Source organism: Jiangella sp. DSM 45060 (assembly GCF_900105175.1).
Lineage (GTDB): Bacteria > Actinomycetota > Actinomycetes > Jiangellales > Jiangellaceae > Jiangella.
Window position 1 is genome coordinate 2,681,597 of sequence record NZ_LT629771.1, and the last position, 16,015, is coordinate 2,697,611.

Consider the following 16,015-nt stretch of genomic DNA (forward strand, 5'->3'; position numbering starts at 1 on the left):
CGACCAAGGTCGATCGCGGCCTAGACCTTGGTAGGGCGGCGGCAGCCTTCGGGCCGACGCGCGTGGCCGGGTGGCGCGGCCAGAGTGGATGCCATGATCACTGTCGAGCATCTGACGAAGCGGTACGGCGCCTTCACCGCCGTGAACGACGTGTCGTTCACCTGCGTCCCCGGCACCGTCACCGGCTTCCTGGGCCCGAACGGCGCCGGGAAGTCCACCACCATGCGCATGATCGCCGGCCTCACCCCGCCGTCGTCGGGAGCCGCCACCGTCAACGGCGTCGCGTTCCGCGACCTCCCGAACCCGGGCCGCCACATCGGCGTCCTGCTCGACGCGTCCGCCCAGCACTCCGGCCGCACCGGCCGCGAGATCCTGTCGCTGTCCGCCCAGCTGCTCGGCGTCGGCCAGAAGCGGGTCGACGCCATGCTCGAGTTGGTCGGGCTGCACGGCGCGGCCGAGAAGCGCCGCGTCGGCAACTACTCGCTCGGCATGCGGCAGCGGCTCGGCCTCGCGCACGCCCTGCTCGGCGACCCGACGGTGCTCATGCTCGACGAGCCCGCCAACGGCCTCGACCCCGAAGGCATCTTCTGGATGCGCGGCGTCCTGCGCGACTTCGCCGACCGCGGCGGCACCGTCATGCTCTCGTCCCACCTGCTGCGCGAGGTCGAGGCCGTCGCCGACCACCTGGTGGTCATCGGAGGCGGCAAGATCGTCGCCGACGGCGCCAAGAGCGAGCTGCTGCACGCCGGCGGCCTCTACGTCCGCGGGCTCGACCCCGAGCCGCTGGAGAAGGCGCTCACCGCGGCCGGCCTGTCCGTCCAGCCCACCCGCGACGGCGGCTTCAGCGTCGCCGCCGACGCCGAGGCCGTGGGGCGGGCCGCGCTCGCCGCCGGCGTCGTCCTGCTGGAGCTGCGCCCCGCCGACTCCGGCGGTCTGGAGGAGATGTTCCTCCGTCTCACCTCGAACCACGCCGACGACTCCGCGAAGGATGCCGCCTGATGTCCGCGCTCACCACCCCACCGGCGGCCGGCACGCACCGGCCGGTCCGCACCACGCGTCCGTCGCTCGCCCGGCTCACCGCCGTCGAGCTGCGCAAGGCCACCGACACCCGGGCCGGGTTCTGGCTGCTCGCCATCATCGCGCTGGCCGCGCTCGGCATGGTCCTCGTCCAGATGTTCACCGGCAGCGCCGAGGACCGCACGTTCTCCGAGTTCTTCGGCGGGGCCCAGCTGCCGGTCGGCGTCCTGCTCCCGGTCGTCGGCATCCTGGCCGTCACCGGCGAGTGGTCGCAGCGCACCACGCTGAGCACGTTCGCGCTGGAGCCGCGGCGCGAGCGGGTCATCGCGGCCAAGGTGTCGGCGGCCGTCCTCATGGCCGTCGCCGTCGTCGTCGCGAGCCTCGCCTGGGCCGCGCTGGCCAACGTCGTCGCGCCGCTGGTCACCGACGCCGACGGCGGCTGGAGCTTCGGCGCCGAGGGCCTCGGCCGGGTGGTGCTGTTCCAGGTCATCAACGTGCTGGTCGGCACCGCGTTCGGCCTGGCGCTGCTGAGCACGCCGCTGGCCATCGTCCTCTACTTCGTGCTGCCCACCCTGTGGAGCATCCTCGGGGCACCATCTCCGCGCTGAAGACCCCGGCCGAGTGGCTCGACCTCAGCAGCACCACCGTGCCGTTGATCGACGGCGACCTCACCGGCGAGGCGTGGGCCCAGCTGGGCACGTCGCTGGCACTGTGGCTGGTGGTCCCGCTGACCTTCGGCCTCTGGCGGGTCCTGCGGTCGGAGATCAAGTAGGCAGCCGGAGGAGCGCCTCATGAACGCGACGACGAACGGCCCGGGCGGCGAGACGGTGGTCGGCCGCCCGGGCTGGGAGGCGGTGCTGGTCTGGGTCGGGTTCCCGGTGCTGGGCGCGCTGGTGGGGTTCGGCGTCGGGCCGCTGGCCGACTGGGCCATCGACACCTCGTGGATCCCCGACTTCGGGCCCATCAGGTTCATCGCCGAGCTGCCGCAGCCCGGCGGCACCATCGCGACCGTCGCCGCCGGCGTGGTGCTCGGCGTCGTGCTGGCGCTGACGGCCGAGGGTGAGGTGCTGCGCGTCGGCGTCGGGCCGTCCGCCGTCACGCTCACCCGCGACGGCAACACCCGCACCATCGCCCGGGGCGACGTCAGCGCCGTCTTCACCGACCGCAAGGAGCTGGTGCTGGTCTCGCGCAGCGGGCTGGAACTGGCCCGGGAGAAGTCCGACCTCGCGGCCGACCGGCTGGGCGCCGCGTTCACCGCGCAGGGCTACCCGTGGCGCCCCGAGGGCGACCCGCACCGCGACCAGTACCGCCGCTGGGTGCCCGACGAGCCCGAGCTGCCGGCCGGCGCCAACGCCGTCCTCAAGGCCCGGGCGGCGGCGCTGGAGAAGGGCGAGCACGGCGACCTCGCGGAGCTGCGCGACGAGCTGAGCAAGCTCGGCGTCGTGGTGCGCGACCAGGACAAGCGGCAGTACTGGCGGCGTGCCAGGATAGGCGGATGACGAACCTCGCCGAGCCGCAGAGCACCGCCGACGCCGAGGTCGTCGACCTCTGCCGCGACCTGCTGCGCATCGACACCTCGAACTTCGGCGACAGCAGCGGCCCGGGCGAGCGCAAGGCCGCCGAGTACGTGGCCGGCAAGCTCGCCGAGGTGGGCCTCGACCCCATCGTGTTCGAGTCCGAGCCCGGCCGCACCACCGTCGTCGCGCGGGTCGAGGGCGCCGACCCGGCCCGGTCCGACGCGCTGCTCATGCACGGCCACCTCGACGTCGTGCCGGCTGACGCCGCCGACTGGACGCACGACCCGTTCTCCGGCGAGATCGCCGACGGCTGCCTGTGGGGCCGCGGCGCCGTCGACATGAAAGACATGGACGCCATGATCCTGGCGGTCGTGCGCGACCGCCTGCGCACCGGCCGCCGTCCGGCCCGGCCGCTCGTCCTCGCGTTCCTCGCCGACGAAGAGGCCGGCGGCGGGCTCGGCGCCCACTGGGCCGTCGACCACAAGCCCGAGCTGTTCGAGGGCGCCACCGAGGCCATCAGCGAGGTCGGCGGCTTCAGCCTGCACGTCAACGACGACGTCCGGCTCTACCTGGTCGAGACCGCCGAGAAGGGCATCGACTGGATGAAGCTGACCGTCACCGGGCGGGCCGGCCACGGCTCCATGGTCAGCACGAACAACGCCGTCACCGAGCTCGCCGAGGCCGTCGCGCGGGTCGGCCGGTACCAGTGGCCGGTGCGGCTCACGCCCACCGTGCGCTCGTTCCTCGAGGAGGCCGGCGACGCGTTCGGCCTCGAGTTCGACCCCGACGACCCCGAGCGGCTGCTCGGCCAGCTCGGCAACCTCGGCCGCATCATCGGCGCCACGCTGCGCAACAGCACCAACCCGACCATGCTCAAGGCCGGCTACAAGCACAACGTCATCCCCGGCCGCGCCGAGGCCTACATCGACGGCCGGTTCCTGCCCGGCCAGGAGGCCGAGTTCGCCGCCACCCTCGACGAGTTGCTCGGCCCGAACGTCCAGCGCGAGTCGCTGGTCCACGACATCGCCGTCGAGACCTCCTTCGACGGCCCCCTGGTCGACGCCATGAGCGCGGCGCTGCTGGCCGAGGACCCCGGTGCCCGCACGGTGCCCTACTGCATGTCCGGCGGCACCGACGCCAAGTCGTTCAGCCTGCTCGGCATCCGCAACTTCGGCTTCTCGCCGCTCATGCTCCCGCCCGACCTCGACTTCGCCGGCATGTTCCACGGCGTCGACGAACGCGTCCCGGCCGACGGCCTGCGCTTCGGCGCCCGCGTCCTCGACCGTTTCCTCGACCTCGCGTGACATCGAGTCACCTCTCCCTGGAATACCTCTCCGTGATGTAGCCTGCGGCGGACATTTCGGACGCACACTCTCGTGCATTCTTCTGGGGGCACCTTTTGAGGTTCATCGGGCGGACCACGGTCCGCGCCTTGGCCGGAGCCGGCCTGATCGGGGCGACCGCCCTCGGTCTGGCCGCTCCCGCAGCCGCTGACGAGCTGACGCTCGACTTCATCGTCGACGTCCAGGAGATCTCCGGCTACGCGGGCGGCACGGTCGAGGCCTACACCTATCTCGAGAACGACCGCGGGCTCGACATCGACGGCTGGAGCGCCGACTTCACCGTGCCGGACGGCGCGACGATCACCGGGATCGTCGGCGGCGAGTTCGCCGACGGCGCCGAGCGGCCCGACGAGGGCTGCGCTCTGGTGACGCCGCAGCGGGCCGAGTGCCACACGAACGCCACGCTGGGCCACACCGGCAACGTCGAAACGCTCTTCGAGGTCGCGCTCCCCGCCGGCGTCTCGGGCGTCATCGGCGCCGCGACGTACACCGTCACGCCCGACGAGGGCGAGGCGCGGACCGCCGAGGCCGACGTCACGGTCCTGGAGGCGCTCGAGCCCGACCTCGTCGCGACGCTCGGGCCGGGCTTCGAGATCGCCGCGCCGCCCGGTGCGGCGTTCGACCAGATCCTCGAGGTCACCAGCCTCGGTGGCGACATGGTCGGCGGCTCGATCGATCTCTCCCTGGTCGGGGGCGTCACCCTGACGGGCATCACCGGGCTCGACCTGGTCGACGGCGCCACCCGCCCGGACGAGGGCTGCGTCGTCGTCGACGCGCAGGTGCTGTGCCACACGGACGCGACGCTCGCCCAGGGCGTCACCACCGAGGTCACGTTCCACCTGCGGATGCCGGAGACCGCGGAGCGCTCGAAGCTCGGCGACGCGACGGTCACCGTCACGGGCGACAACGGCGGCAAGGCCTCCGACACCCAGGCGGTGTACCTCGACGCCGACCCGCGCGTGCTCGACGTGACCGCGACACCGTCGGTGGCGGGCGCGGCCGGCGACGTGGTGGAGATCGTGGTCGACGCGGCCAACGGCGGCCCGCTCGGCGTGGCCTCCCGCATCGTCGACCTGGTGGTTCCCGACGGCGCCACCATCGTCGGCGTCGAGGGGTACGAGCTCGTGGACGAGAGCACCTGGCCGGACGAGGGCTGTGCCCTGCTCTCGCCGCAGCGGGTCGAGTGCGCGCGCACCAGCCCGCCGTTGCTCACGGGCGAGGCCGAGCAGTGGACGGTCCAGGTCCGGCTGGACGACGACGCCACGCCCGGCGAGCTGGGAGTCGCGCAGCTGACCTACCGGGGCGGCGACGAGTTCTACGAGGCCGAGACGGTCGTCACGGTGACGGACGGCGCGGGCGGCGGCACGGCGTCGGGCGGTGACGGCGAGGAGCTGCCGGACACCGGCGCCGGCAGCACGGCGGCCGTGATGCTGGCGGCGGCTCTGCTGCTGGCCGGCGGCGCCGCGATGACGCTGCGGACGCGGCGGGCCTGACGGTGTCCGCGCGACGCTCCGGCCCGTGGGGTCAGAGCGTCGCGCGGACCCGCATGATCTTGCGGCGCAGCACGATCTTGCGCGTGCCGTCGGGGTGGAGGCGCAGCCGAGCGAGTTCCCAGTGGCCGTGTTCCGCCTGCTCGGTGAGCAGCCGGCGGGCCGCGTTGCGGGAGGTGGTGCGGGGGAGGGAGATGTGCCGGAACTCGTACTCGGCGGCCGGGACTCGGGAATTGAGGCTTCTCGCCACCGACCATTCCATTTACGTATCTTGCCACGGCCGGACCGGGTACGGTCGTCGACTGTGACCATGCCGCCGCACGACGCCGAGCGCCTGCAGGCCGCGCTCGACGACCTCACCGATGCTCTGGAAGCCCACCTCAACGCCTGCCTGGCCCGCACCGGTGAATCGGACCCGGTGGTCCAGGCCGCCTACAACAAGCTGCGGATCGCCGCCGACCGCTACGACGACCTCCTCTACGACGCCACCGAGGAGGTCACTCCGTGGGAGTTCCCGGAAGAGCCGCCGAGCATCGAGTTCGAGGATCTCGAGTCCGAGCCGGGCGTGGTCGGCGTGCTGGTCCGCCGCGACTACGAGATCGACGACGGCGACCGGCTGATCGGCGCGGGGCGTGAGGCGTACGGCGAGCTGTACCCGCAGGACCCCGAGGAGTCCGCCGTGGCCGACGTGTCGCACCCGGGCCGCGCGCTCTACCAGATGCTGCATGCCTACGGCGTCGACGGCCTGGACGAGCGGGCCGAGGAGGCCGGGCTGCTGCCGCGCGGCGGCACGGTGTGGGTGCAGGCGCTGGGCGAGGCGGACGAGCAGACCCTCACCAGCGACCCGTTCGGCGTCGCCGACGAGGACCTCCTCGTCTACCGTGTCGACGAGATCATCCACACAGATGACTGAGCTGCGATGACGCGGCAGTGACACCGATCTGAAGCCGGTGGGGCGCTCAATGGCGGGGTAGTACACGGTCGCGGACCGGAGTACTGAGGAACCGGCCGTCCGGGGGAGCCGCGCCGAGTGGGGGCGCTCGCCGGCTCCTCGGGCGGCCGCCGGCACGAGGACTGCCCATGACGAACCCGTCCGACGCCCCGGTGCGGCTGTCCGAGCCGGCCGGCCGCTGGGTGCTGCTGGTGACGGCGGCCGGCTCCGGGCTGGTGCTGCTGGAGTCGACGGTGGTGACGATCGCGCTGCCGTCGCTCGGCGCGGACCTCGGCGCCTCGATGGCACAGCTGCAGTGGACCGTCAACGCGTTCACGCTGACGCTGTCGGCGCTCATCCTGGTGGGCGGCAGCCTGGGCGACCGGTTCGGACGGCGCCGCGCCTACCTGGTGGGCGTGGCCTGGTTCGGCGCCGCGTCGCTGCTGTGCGGGCTGGCGCCGACGGCGGACGTGCTGATCGTGGCGCGCGGGTTGCAGGGCGTCGGCGGGGCGCTGATCGTCCCCGGGTCGCTCGCGCTGGTGCAGAACGCCTTCCACCCGGACGACCGCAACCGGGCGATCGGCTGGTGGGCCGGGACGAGCGGCGTGGCCGGCGCGGCGGGCCCGCTGGTCGGCGGCGCCCTCGTCGACGCCGCGGGGTGGCGGTGGGTGTTCTTCGTGAACGTGCCGCTGGCGGTGCTGCTCGCGGTGCTGCTGGTGACCCGCGTGCCGGAGAGCCGCGTCCCGGGCCGGCCGCCGCGCTTCGACGTCGCGGGCGGGGTGCTCGCGGTGACGGCGCTGGCCGGGCTGACGTACGCGCTGACGCAGACGGCGGCGGGCGGGCCGGCGCTGGTGATCGGGCTGGCCGCGTCGGCCGTGTTCGCCGCGTTCCTGCTGGTCGAGCGGCGTAGCCCGGCGCCGATGCTGCCGCTGAGCCTGTTCGCGTCGCGTCAGTTCAGCGCCGCGAACCTGGCCAGCTTCCTGGTGTATGGCGCGCTGGCCGGCGCGTTCTTCCTGCTGCCGATCCAGCTGCAGGTGACCGCCGGGTTCTCGGCGTGGACGGCGGGCCTGGCGCTGCTGCCGCTGCCGGTGCTGACACTGCTGCTGTCACCGTACGGCGGCGAGCTGACCACCCGCCTCGGCGCCCGGACGCCGCTGCTGGCCGGCTCGCTGGTCTGCGCCGCCGCGCTGGTGCTGTCGACCCGGATCGAGGCCGGCGCCGGCTACCTGGCCGACGTGCTGCCCGTCATCGTCCTGGTCGGCATCGGGGTGCCGCTGATCACCCCGCCGGTCACGTCCGCCGTGCTCAGCGCCGTCCCGGACCGCAGCGCGGGTGTCGCCAGCGCCGTCAACAACGGCGTGGCCCGGGTGGCCGGCCTGCTCGTCGTCGCGGCGCTGCCGCTGCTGGCCGGGCTGCCGGCCGACGCGACGGAGAACCCGGACGGGCTGGACCAGGGCTACGGCGCCGGCATGCTGATCTGCGCCGGCCTGTTCCTCGCCGGCGGGGTGGCCGGCTGGCTCGGGCTGCCCCGCCGGGCGGCGCGGCCGGTGCAGCCGCTGGCCCGCCGGCACGCCTCCGTGACCTGCCCGCATCTGGAAGCCGATCAGGCCTCGGGATAGCCCAGCTCCAGCGCCGACACCTCGTCCAGCGCGGCCCGGATCTCGGCCGGCAGCTCGAGGTCGTCGGACCCGAGGACGTCGCGCAGCTGTCCGGCCGTGCGCGCCCCGACGATGGCCGCGGCCACGCCGGGCCGGTCGCGCACCCACGTCAGCGCGACCTCCAGCGGCAGCGCGTCGAGGCCGTCGGCGGCGGTGCAGACGGCGTCGACGATCTTGGCCGAGCGGGCGTCGAGGTACTTGTCGACGAACGGCGCGAAGTGCGTGGTGGCGGCGCGGGAGTCGGCCGGGGTGCCGCTGCGGTACTTGCCGGTCAGCACGCCGCGGCCCAGCGGCGACCACGCCAGCACGCCGAGCCCGAGCCGCGCCGCCGCCGGCAGCACCTCGCGCTCGATGCCGCGCTCCAGCAGCGAGTACTCGACCTGCGTCGACACCAGCGGCGCCTGGGAGCCGGCGACGGCGCGCTGATGGACGGCGGCGGCCGCGGTCTGCCAGCCGGCGTAGTTGGACACACCGGCGTAGCGGGCTCGCCCGGACGTGACGGCGTGCTCCAGCGCGCCCAGCGTCTCCTCCATCGGCGCGGCGTCGCTCCACGCGGCGACCTGCCAGAGGTCGACGTAGTCGAGGTCGAGGCGGTCGAGGGAGTCGTCCAGCTGGTCGAGCAGCGCCCGCCGCGACACGTCCACGCGCCCCGGGCCGCCCGGCCGCCCGCCGCCGGCCTTCGTCGCGATCAGCAGGTTCGCCCGCGACACCGCGCTGTCGAGCAGCGCGCCGATGAGCTTCTCGCTCTCGCCGTTGCCGTACGCCGCCGCGGTGTCGACCAGCGTGCCGCCGGCGTCGGCGAACGCCTTCAGCTGCTCCCGCGCGTCGTGCTGGTCGGTGTCGCGTCCCCACGTCATGGTGCCGAGCCCCAGCCGCGAGACGGACAGCCCGCTTCCCCCGAGTCGTCGCTGTTCCACGCCGTGAGGCTACCGGGTGCGGCGTCGGCTCGGGCCGCGCCGCACCGACGGGTAGAGTCGCCCGAAGTGTCTCGCGGGAGGTGACGGATGCGGCTCGGGCTGAACCTGGGCTACTGGGGCGGCGGCGACAACGCGCAGAACCTGGCACTGGCCAGGGCGGCCGACGAGCTCGGCTACGCCGTGGTGTGGGCGGCCGAGGCGTACGGGTCCGACGCGCCGACGGTGCTCGCCTGGGTGGCCGCGCAGACCGAGCGCATCGACGTCGGCAGCGCCGTCATGCAGATCCCGGCCCGCACCCCGGCCACGACGGCGATGACGGCGGCCACGCTCGACAGCCTGTCCGGCGGGCGGTTCCGGCTCGGCCTCGGCGTCTCCGGCCCGCAGGTCTCCGAGGGCTGGCACGGCGTCCGCTTCGACCACCCGCTGGCCCGCACCCGCGAGTACGTCGAGATCGTGCGGCTCGCGCTGTCGCGGCAGCGGCTGGCCCACGACGGCGAGCACTGGCGGCTGCCGCTCCCGGACGGGCCGGGCAAGGCGCTGCAGCTGACGGTGCACCCCGTCCGGCCGTCGATCCCCGTGTACCTGGCCTCGATCGGGCCGCGGAACCTGGAACTGACCGGCGAGATCGCCGACGGCTGGCTGGGCGTCTTCTATGCGCCCGAGCACGCCGGCGAGTCGCTGGAGCTCATCCGGGCCGGGCGGTCGGCGGCGGGGCGGACGATGGACGGCTTCGACGTCGTGCCGACCGTCCCGGTGTCCGTCGGCGACGACCTGGAGGCGTGCGCCGCGCCGGTGCGCGCCTACTCGGCGCTGTACCTCGGCGGCATGGGCAGCCGGACGCAGAACTTCTACAATGCCCTGGCCGTGCGCATGGGCTTCGGCGACGCCGCGCGCACCGTCCAGGACCTGTTCCTCGACCGCTTGCACCGCGAGGCCGCGGCCGCCGTCCCGCTGGAGTTCGTCGACCGGACGGCGCTGATCGGCCCGCCCGAGCGCATCCGCGACCGCCTGCACGCGTACGCCGAGTCGGGCGTCACCACGCTGTCCGTCGCGGCGCACGCCGGCCCGCTGGAGGCGCGCCTGGCCGCGCTGCGCACCGTCGCCGAGGCGCTCGACGCCGCCGGCCTGGCATCCTGACCACCAGAGGGAGTCGACGCAACACATGGAGTGGTTCCAGGCCGTCGTGCTGGGCGTGCTACAGGGGCTGACCGAGTTCCTGCCCATCTCGTCCAGCGCGCACCTGCGCATCTATCCGGAGCTGTTCGGCTGGGAGGACCCCGGCGCAGCGTTCACCGCCGTCACGCAGATCGGCACCGAGACCGCCGTCATCCTCTACTTCGCCCGCGACATCGGCCGCATCGTCAGCGCGTGGTTCCGGTCGCTCGCGGGCGGGCGCGAGGCGTCGCGGGGCCGCCGCCGGCGCGCGTCGTACGACCCGCAGGACGCCCGGCTGGGCTGGTTCGTGATCATCGGGACCATCCCGATCGGCGCGCTCGGCTACCTGCTGCAGGACGTCATCCGCGACGACTTCCGCTCGCTCTGGATCATCGCGACGACGCTGGTCGTGCTCGGCGTGATCCTCGGCATCGCCGACCGCGTCGGCCGCAAGGAACGCACCATCGCCGACCTCACCTACAAGGACGCCGTCCTCATCGGCTTCGCCCAGGCGATGGCCCTGGTCCCGGGCGTGTCCCGGTCCGGCGCGTCGATCAGCATGGGGCTGTTCCTCGGCCTCGACCGCGCGGCGGCGGCCCGGTTCGCGTTCCTGCTGGCCATCCCGGCGGTGCTCGGCTCGGGCATCTTCGAGTGGCCGGGCGCGATGGAGGAGGGGTCGGTCTACGGCGCCGGCCCGACGATCCTCGCCACCATCGTGGCGTTCGCCGTCGGCTTCGCCGTCATCGCCTGGCTGATGTCGTGGCTGGAGAGGCGGTCCTTCGCGCCGTTCATCATCTACCGCGTCGCGCTGGGGCTGTTCACGTTCGCGATGCTGGCCACCGGGACGTGGAGCTCGTAGGCGCGGCGCTTTCGGTCCCCGGGGTGGTGGTGTGCGGCGGGGTGACACGAGCGCCAACGGTTGGCGCTGACGTCACCGCGCCGGAACAGTACTCGCGGCAGGCGCCGGGCCGGATGCGCGCCGTGCGCGCCGGCGCCGGGCCGATCGGCCCGGGCCCGCCGCACCGCGCCTCGCCCTCGTCCGCCGTCCTGACGCCCTCCGCCGCCCCTGGGGTGGTGGTGTGCGGCGAGTGACACGAGCGCCAACGGTTGGCGCTGACGTCACCGCGCCGGAACAGTACTCCCGGCAGGCGCCGGACCGGCCGGGTCAGGACGTGCCGCCGGGCAGCGGGGCGCTGGCCACCCAGGGCCAAGGGTCGGTGTGCTGGCCGTCGAGGCGGACCTCGAAGTGCAGATGCGGCCCGGTGGAGTAGCCGGTGGAGCCGATGTTGCCGATGTACTGGCCCTTCTCGACCCGCTGGCCGGGCACCACCATGAGGTCGGACTGGTGCGCGTACATGGTGGTGAGCCGCTGGCCGTTCACGATGCCGTGGTCGAGGATCACCATGTTGCCGTAGGCGTTGTTCCACTGCGCCTCGATGACGGTGCCGGCGTCGGCGGCGTAGATGCGGCCGTCGCCGCGGCCGAAGTCGAGGCCGGTGTGCATTTTCACGTAGCCGAGGATGGGGTGCAGCCGCTGGCCGTACTCCGACGTCGTCGGCCCGGTGGCCGGCCGCGTGAAGGTGCCGGTGCCGTAGCCGGGACCGTAGTTGGCCGCCGCCAGCAGCTCGCCGACCTCGGTGGACTGCTGCAGCAGCTCCATGTAGCGCTGGTAGTCCTCGAGCCGGGCGTCGGCCGCCGCCTGCACGGCGCCCTCGACCAGCGTCTGCGTGCTGTCGACGACCTGGCGGGCCGCGAGCGCCTCCGCCTCGGCCGTCTCCAGCGCGGCGAGCGACTGGCTGGCCTGGCCGGCCACGGTCTCGAGCTGCAGCCGCTGGCCCTCGAGGCGGGCGTGCGCGTTGGAGAGCTCGGCCTGCGTGTTCGCCATCTCGCCGAGCGCGCCGTCGGCGGTGCGCAGGAGCGTGCGCATGCCCATGTAGCGCGACGCGAGGTCGTCGGGCGTCTCGGCGCCGAGGACGACGCCCATGGCGGCGAGGTTGTTGCCCTGGTACGCCTCGCGGGCGATGGTGCCGATGGTGTTGCGGGTGGCCGCCGCGCGGGCGTCGAGGTCGTCGATCTCGCGCTGGGTGCGGGCCACCGACTCGGTGGCGATCTTCAGTTGCTGCTGGGCGTGGACGTCGTTGGCGCGGGCGTCGTCGGCGGCCGCGGAGGCTGAGGCGAACACCTCCTGCGCGGAGCTGAGGTCGGTCATCACCTGGGCGAGCAGCCGCTGCGCCTCGGCGACGGCGACCGTCTGGGCGCCCTCCAGCCCCTGCGCGTACGCGGACTCGGGATCGCCCGGCGTGGGCGGGGCCTCGACCGGCGGCGGCGCGACGGTGCCCGGCGGCAGCTCGTCGGGCGGGACGTCTTCGGGCGCGCCGTCGGTGGGCGGGTGCACCGGCGGCTGGGTGGCCGGGGGAGGCGCGACGGGCGTGGCGGCGGCGGGCGCCGTGGCGGCGGCCAGCGCGAGACCCGCGGTGGCCGCGATGGCCGCCACGTGGCGACGTCTGAGGAACCGCATCCGCGTCGTGTCCCCTCCCGTGCCACGGCGCGTGTGGCCCGGATGGGCCGAACGGTCCCGGCGACGAAGACATGTGTCTGAAGACTTGATAACCCATTTCGGTGACGCGCGCGACCCCCTGGGCAGATGTTCATGTGATCGGTACTCCTCGTAGGCTTCCCACATGCCCACAGTCGTCCTGATACGCCACGGCCGCACCACCGCCAACGTCGCGGGCGTGCTGGCCGGGCGCACACCGGGTGTGGGCCTCGACGACGCCGGCCGCGAGGGCGCGGCGGCGCTCGCGGCGCGGCTCGAGGCGGTGCGCCCGGCGGTGGTCGTCAGCAGCCCGCTGGAGCGGTGCGTGCAGACGGCGACGGCCATCGCCGGCGGCCGCGACGTCGTCACCGACGACGGCCTGACGGAGTGCCACTACGGCGACTGGACCGGCCGCTCGCTCACCGACCTGCGCCGCGAGAAGCTGTGGAAGGTGGTCCAGGAGCACCCGTCCGGCGTGGTCTTCCCCGGCGGCGAGTCGCTGCGCGGCATGCAGCAGCGCGCCGTCGACGCCGTCCGCCGCCGCGACGCCGAGCTGGGCGCCGAGCACGGGCCCGGCGCGGTGTGGTTCGCCGTCTCCCACGCCGACGTCATCAAGGCGGTGCTGGCCGACGCGCTGGGCACGCACCTCGACCACTTCCAGCGGCTGGTCGTCGACCCCTGCTCGGTGTCAGTGGTCTCGTTCACCGAGCGGCGGCCGTTCGTGCTGCGCGTCAACGACACCGGCGGCGACCTCGGCTTCCTCCGGTCGCCGGCCCGGCGGCGCCGGCGCGCCACCCGCGTCGACGCCGCCGTCGGCGGGGGAGCGGGCGACGCGAGATAGGCTTTCCGGGTGGCCGTGCAGGTGTACCGATTCGACCAACCCGAACGCTTCATCGCCGGAACCGTCGGGCGTCCCGGCGAGCGTTCGTTCTTCCTCCAGGCCCGCGACGCCACCAAGCTGATCAGCGTCCTGCTCGAGAAGGAGCAGGTGTCGGTGCTCGCCGAGCGGGTCGACGACATGCTCGACGAGATCCTGCGCCGGGCCGGCGGCATGACGACCGTCCCCGCCGTCGCGCCGGCCGAGCTCGACGATCTCGAGCCGCTCGAGCAGCCGATCGTCGAGGAGTTCCGCGTCGGCGCCATGACGCTGCGCTGGGATACCGACGACGAGCAGATCGTCATGGCCGCGTACGCCGCCGTCGACGACGACACCGAGCCGCCGGACGACCCCGACGAGTCCGACCGCGACGTCATGGTCGTGCGGCTGACCGGCCCGGCCGCCCGGGCGTTCGTCAAGCGGGCGCAGGCCGTCGTCGCCGCCGGGCGCCCGCCGTGCCCGCTGTGCAGCCTGCCACTCGACCCCGCCGGGCACGTGTGCCCCCGGCAGAACGGCTACCGGCGGCGGGACTGACCGCGTGGACCTGCTGAGCCTGCTCCGTGAGGGCGAGCTGACCGTCGAGGGCAGGCTCGTCGTCGCGTCCAACCTCACCCTGCTCGGGCGCGTCACCCACGGTGACGCGTCGGTGCGGTGCGTGTACAAGCCGGTCAGCGGCGAGCAGCCGCTGTGGGACTTCCCCGACGGCACGCTGGCCGCGCGCGAGGCGGCCGCGTACGAGCTGTCCGCGGCGGCCGGCTGGCACGTGGTGCCGCCGACGGTGCTGCGCCCGGACGGGCCGTTCGGCGCCGGCATGTGCCAGGCATGGATGGACCAGGGCGAGGCCGAGCTGGGGGCGGGCCGGGTCGACGTCGTTCCCGCGTCGGCGCCGCCGGCCGGCGGGTGGCTGCCGATCCTCGAGGCGGTCGACGGCGACGGCACGCCCGTCCTGCTGGTGCACGCCGACGACCCCGGGCTGCGCCGGCTGGCCGTCTTCGACGCCGTCGTCAACAACGCCGACCGCAAGGGCGGGCACGTCCTGGCCGGCGACCGCTCCGTCGCGCCGTCGGTCGCCGAGGTCGTCGGCGTCGACCACGGCGTCTGCTTCAACGTCGACCCGAAGCTGCGCACGGTCCTGTGGGGCTGGGCCGGGTCCGCGCTCACCGGCGCCGAGCGGTCCGAGCTCGAGCGGCTGCGGGCGCTGGCCGGCGGTGCGCTGGGCGCCACGCTGGGCGAGCTGCTGACGGACGAGGAGGTCGCGGCGACGGCCGACCGCATCGACGCGTTGCTCGCCCGCGGGACGTTGCCCAGTCCCGAGGGGCGGATGCCGGTGCCGTGGCCGGTCTTCTGAACATCTAGGCTGAGCAGATCATGCGAGCCTGGCCTGCCCCCCACGTGCCCGCCCTGCCCGGGCGCGGCCTGCCCGTCCGTCTGTACGACACCGCGACGGGAATCGTGCGGCCGCCGCAACCGGGGCCGGTGGCCACCATGTACGTCTGCGGCATCACCCCCTACGACGCCACGCACCTGGGGCACGCCGCCACGTACCTCGCGTTCGACCTGCTCAACCGGGTCTGGCGCGACGCCGGCCACGACGTCCGCTACGTCCAGAACATCACCGACGTCGACGACCCGCTGCTCGAGCGGGCCGACGAGACCGGCCAGGACTGGCGCGAGCTGGCCGACACCGAGACCCGGCTGTTCACCGAGGACATGGCCTGGCTGCGGGTGCTGCCGCCGTCGTCGTACGTCGGCGCCGTCGAGTCCATCCCGCTGATCATCCGGCTGATCAAGCGCATGGAGCCGTCGGTGTACGAGCTCGACGGCGACCTCTACTTCTCGGTGCGCACCGACCCCGCGTTCGGCGCGGTGTCGCGGCTGCCGGAGGCCGACATGCGCGCGCTGTTCGCCGAGCGCGGCGGCGACCCCGACCGTCCCGGCAAGAAGGACCCGCTCGACCCGCTGGTGTGGCTGAAGGCGCGGCCGGGCGAGCCGTCGTGGGACAGCCCGTTCGGCCCCGGGCGGCCCGGCTGGCACGTCGAGTGCGCGGCCATCGCCATGGAGTACCTCGGCGTCCCGTTCGACGTCCAGGGCGGCGGCAGCGACCTCGTCTTCCCGCACCACGAGATGTCCGCGTCGCACTCCCAGGTCGTCGCCGGCGCGTTCGCGTCGCACTACGCGCACGCCGGCATGGTCGGCCTCGACGGCGAGAAGATGTCGAAGTCGCTGGGCAACCTGGTGTTCGTCCACCGGCTGCGCGCCGACGGCGTCGAGCCGGCCGCCGTGCGGCTGGCGCTGCTGTCCGGCCACTACCGCGCCGACCGCGAGTGGTCGGCGTCCGTGCTGACGCAGGCCCAGGAGCGGCTGGCCCGCTGGCGCACGGCGGTGGCCGCCGGCGTCGGCGCGCCCGCCGAGCCGGTGCTGGCCGCCGTCCGCGAGCGCCTCGCCGACGACCTCGACGCGCCCGGCGCGCTGGCCGCCGTCGACCGGTGGACGACGACGCCCGGCACCGATCCCGCCGCGCCCGCCGTCGTCGCCGCCGCCACCGACGCCCTCCTCGGCGTCTCCCTCTGAGCC

The 16,015-nt window shown here is 74.1% G+C and carries 17 protein-coding genes; 14 read left to right on the top strand and 3 right to left on the bottom strand.

The window, feature by feature from the left end:
* Positions 1-93: 93 nt before the first annotated feature.
* The 6 genes from BLU82_RS12080 to BLU82_RS12100 all read left to right on the top strand — a co-directional run bounded on the left by BLU82_RS12080 (position 94) and on the right by BLU82_RS12100 (position 5,370).
* Positions 94-999: an ABC transporter ATP-binding protein gene (locus tag BLU82_RS12080; RefSeq protein WP_092620233.1), complete on the top strand. Its 906-nt coding sequence runs from the start codon at positions 94-96 to the stop codon at positions 997-999.
* Positions 999-1,625: a hypothetical protein gene (locus tag BLU82_RS12085; protein WP_197682895.1), complete on the top strand. Its 627-nt coding sequence runs from the start codon at positions 999-1,001 to the stop codon at positions 1,623-1,625. Before BLU82_RS12080 ends, BLU82_RS12085 begins: the two co-directional genes overlap by 1 nt.
* Positions 1,592-1,789: a hypothetical protein gene (locus tag BLU82_RS35085; protein ID WP_197682896.1), complete on the top strand. Its 198-nt coding sequence runs from the start codon at positions 1,592-1,594 to the stop codon at positions 1,787-1,789. The genes BLU82_RS12085 and BLU82_RS35085 overlap by 34 nt, the downstream gene beginning before the upstream one ends.
* 19 nt (positions 1,790-1,808) lie before the next feature.
* Positions 1,809-2,516: a hypothetical protein gene (locus BLU82_RS12090; protein WP_092620236.1), complete on the top strand. Its 708-nt coding sequence runs from the start codon at positions 1,809-1,811 to the stop codon at positions 2,514-2,516.
* The gene (locus BLU82_RS12095; protein ID WP_092620239.1) at positions 2,513-3,838 is read left to right on the top strand and encodes a M20/M25/M40 family metallo-hydrolase; all 1,326 of its coding nucleotides are present in this window, start codon (positions 2,513-2,515) and stop codon (positions 3,836-3,838) included. Before BLU82_RS12090 ends, BLU82_RS12095 begins: the two co-directional genes overlap by 4 nt.
* 128 nt (positions 3,839-3,966) lie before the next feature.
* Positions 3,967-5,370 carry an LPXTG cell wall anchor domain-containing protein gene (locus BLU82_RS12100; RefSeq protein WP_092620242.1) on the top strand — a complete coding sequence of 468 codons (1,404 nt, stop codon included), beginning with the start codon at positions 3,967-3,969 and terminating at the stop codon, positions 5,368-5,370.
* 31 nt (positions 5,371-5,401) lie between these two features.
* Here the strand turns inward: BLU82_RS12100 and BLU82_RS12105 are convergent, their stop codons facing one another.
* A complete protein-coding gene (locus tag BLU82_RS12105; RefSeq protein WP_231947773.1) occupies positions 5,402-5,617 on the bottom strand; it encodes a DUF5703 family protein in 216 nt (71 codons plus the stop codon).
* A 60-nt stretch (positions 5,618-5,677) separates the two neighbouring features.
* Between BLU82_RS12105 and BLU82_RS12110 the strand changes: the two genes are divergently transcribed.
* Both BLU82_RS12110 and BLU82_RS12115 read left to right on the top strand, forming a co-directional pair.
* Positions 5,678-6,280: a hypothetical protein gene (locus BLU82_RS12110; protein WP_092620245.1), complete on the top strand. Its 603-nt coding sequence runs from the start codon at positions 5,678-5,680 to the stop codon at positions 6,278-6,280.
* 167 nt (positions 6,281-6,447) lie between these two features.
* Positions 6,448-7,917: an MFS transporter gene (locus BLU82_RS12115; RefSeq protein ID WP_092620248.1), complete on the top strand. Its 1,470-nt coding sequence runs from the start codon at positions 6,448-6,450 to the stop codon at positions 7,915-7,917.
* Here the strand turns inward: BLU82_RS12115 and BLU82_RS12120 are convergent.
* Complete coding sequence (locus BLU82_RS12120) at positions 7,902-8,873, bottom strand: aldo/keto reductase (RefSeq protein WP_092620251.1); 972 nt, start codon at positions 8,871-8,873, stop codon at positions 7,902-7,904. The two genes, BLU82_RS12115 and BLU82_RS12120, sit on opposite strands and share 16 nt — an antisense overlap.
* An 87-nt stretch (positions 8,874-8,960) precedes the next feature.
* Here BLU82_RS12120 and BLU82_RS12125 point away from each other — a divergent pair, with 87 nt between their 5' ends.
* The gene (locus BLU82_RS12125) at positions 8,961-10,010 is read left to right on the top strand and encodes an LLM class F420-dependent oxidoreductase (protein WP_092620254.1); all 1,050 of its coding nucleotides are present in this window, start codon (positions 8,961-8,963) and stop codon (positions 10,008-10,010) included.
* A gap of 25 nt (positions 10,011-10,035) precedes the next feature.
* Positions 10,036-10,887: an undecaprenyl-diphosphate phosphatase gene (locus BLU82_RS12130; RefSeq protein WP_092620257.1), complete on the top strand. Its 852-nt coding sequence runs from the start codon at positions 10,036-10,038 to the stop codon at positions 10,885-10,887.
* 306 nt (positions 10,888-11,193) lie between these two features.
* Here the strand turns inward: BLU82_RS12130 and BLU82_RS12135 are convergent, their stop codons facing one another.
* Entirely contained in the window at positions 11,194-12,522 is a 1,329-nt protein-coding gene (locus BLU82_RS12135) for a peptidoglycan DD-metalloendopeptidase family protein (RefSeq protein WP_092620260.1), read from the bottom strand.
* Positions 12,523-12,709: 187 nt separating this feature from the next.
* Here BLU82_RS12135 and BLU82_RS12140 point away from each other — a divergent pair, with 187 nt between their 5' ends.
* Genes BLU82_RS12140 through mshC form a run of 4 tightly spaced genes read left to right on the top strand, consistent with a single transcriptional unit; the run spans position 12,710 to position 16,012 of the window.
* Positions 12,710-13,405, top strand: a complete 696-nt coding sequence (locus BLU82_RS12140) for an MSMEG_4193 family putative phosphomutase (protein WP_092620263.1) — start codon at positions 12,710-12,712, stop codon at positions 13,403-13,405.
* A gap of 9 nt (positions 13,406-13,414) precedes the next feature.
* Entirely contained in the window at positions 13,415-13,975 is a 561-nt protein-coding gene (locus tag BLU82_RS12145) for a DUF3090 domain-containing protein (protein ID WP_092620266.1), read from the top strand.
* A gap of 4 nt (positions 13,976-13,979) precedes the next feature.
* Positions 13,980-14,789 carry an SCO1664 family protein gene (locus BLU82_RS12150; protein ID WP_092620269.1) on the top strand — a complete coding sequence of 270 codons (810 nt, stop codon included), beginning with the start codon at positions 13,980-13,982 and terminating at the stop codon, positions 14,787-14,789.
* A gap of 20 nt (positions 14,790-14,809) precedes the next feature.
* A complete protein-coding gene (gene mshC, locus BLU82_RS12155; protein ID WP_092620272.1) occupies positions 14,810-16,012 on the top strand; it encodes a cysteine--1-D-myo-inosityl 2-amino-2-deoxy-alpha-D-glucopyranoside ligase in 1,203 nt (400 codons plus the stop codon).
* Positions 16,013-16,015 lie beyond the last annotated feature (3 nt).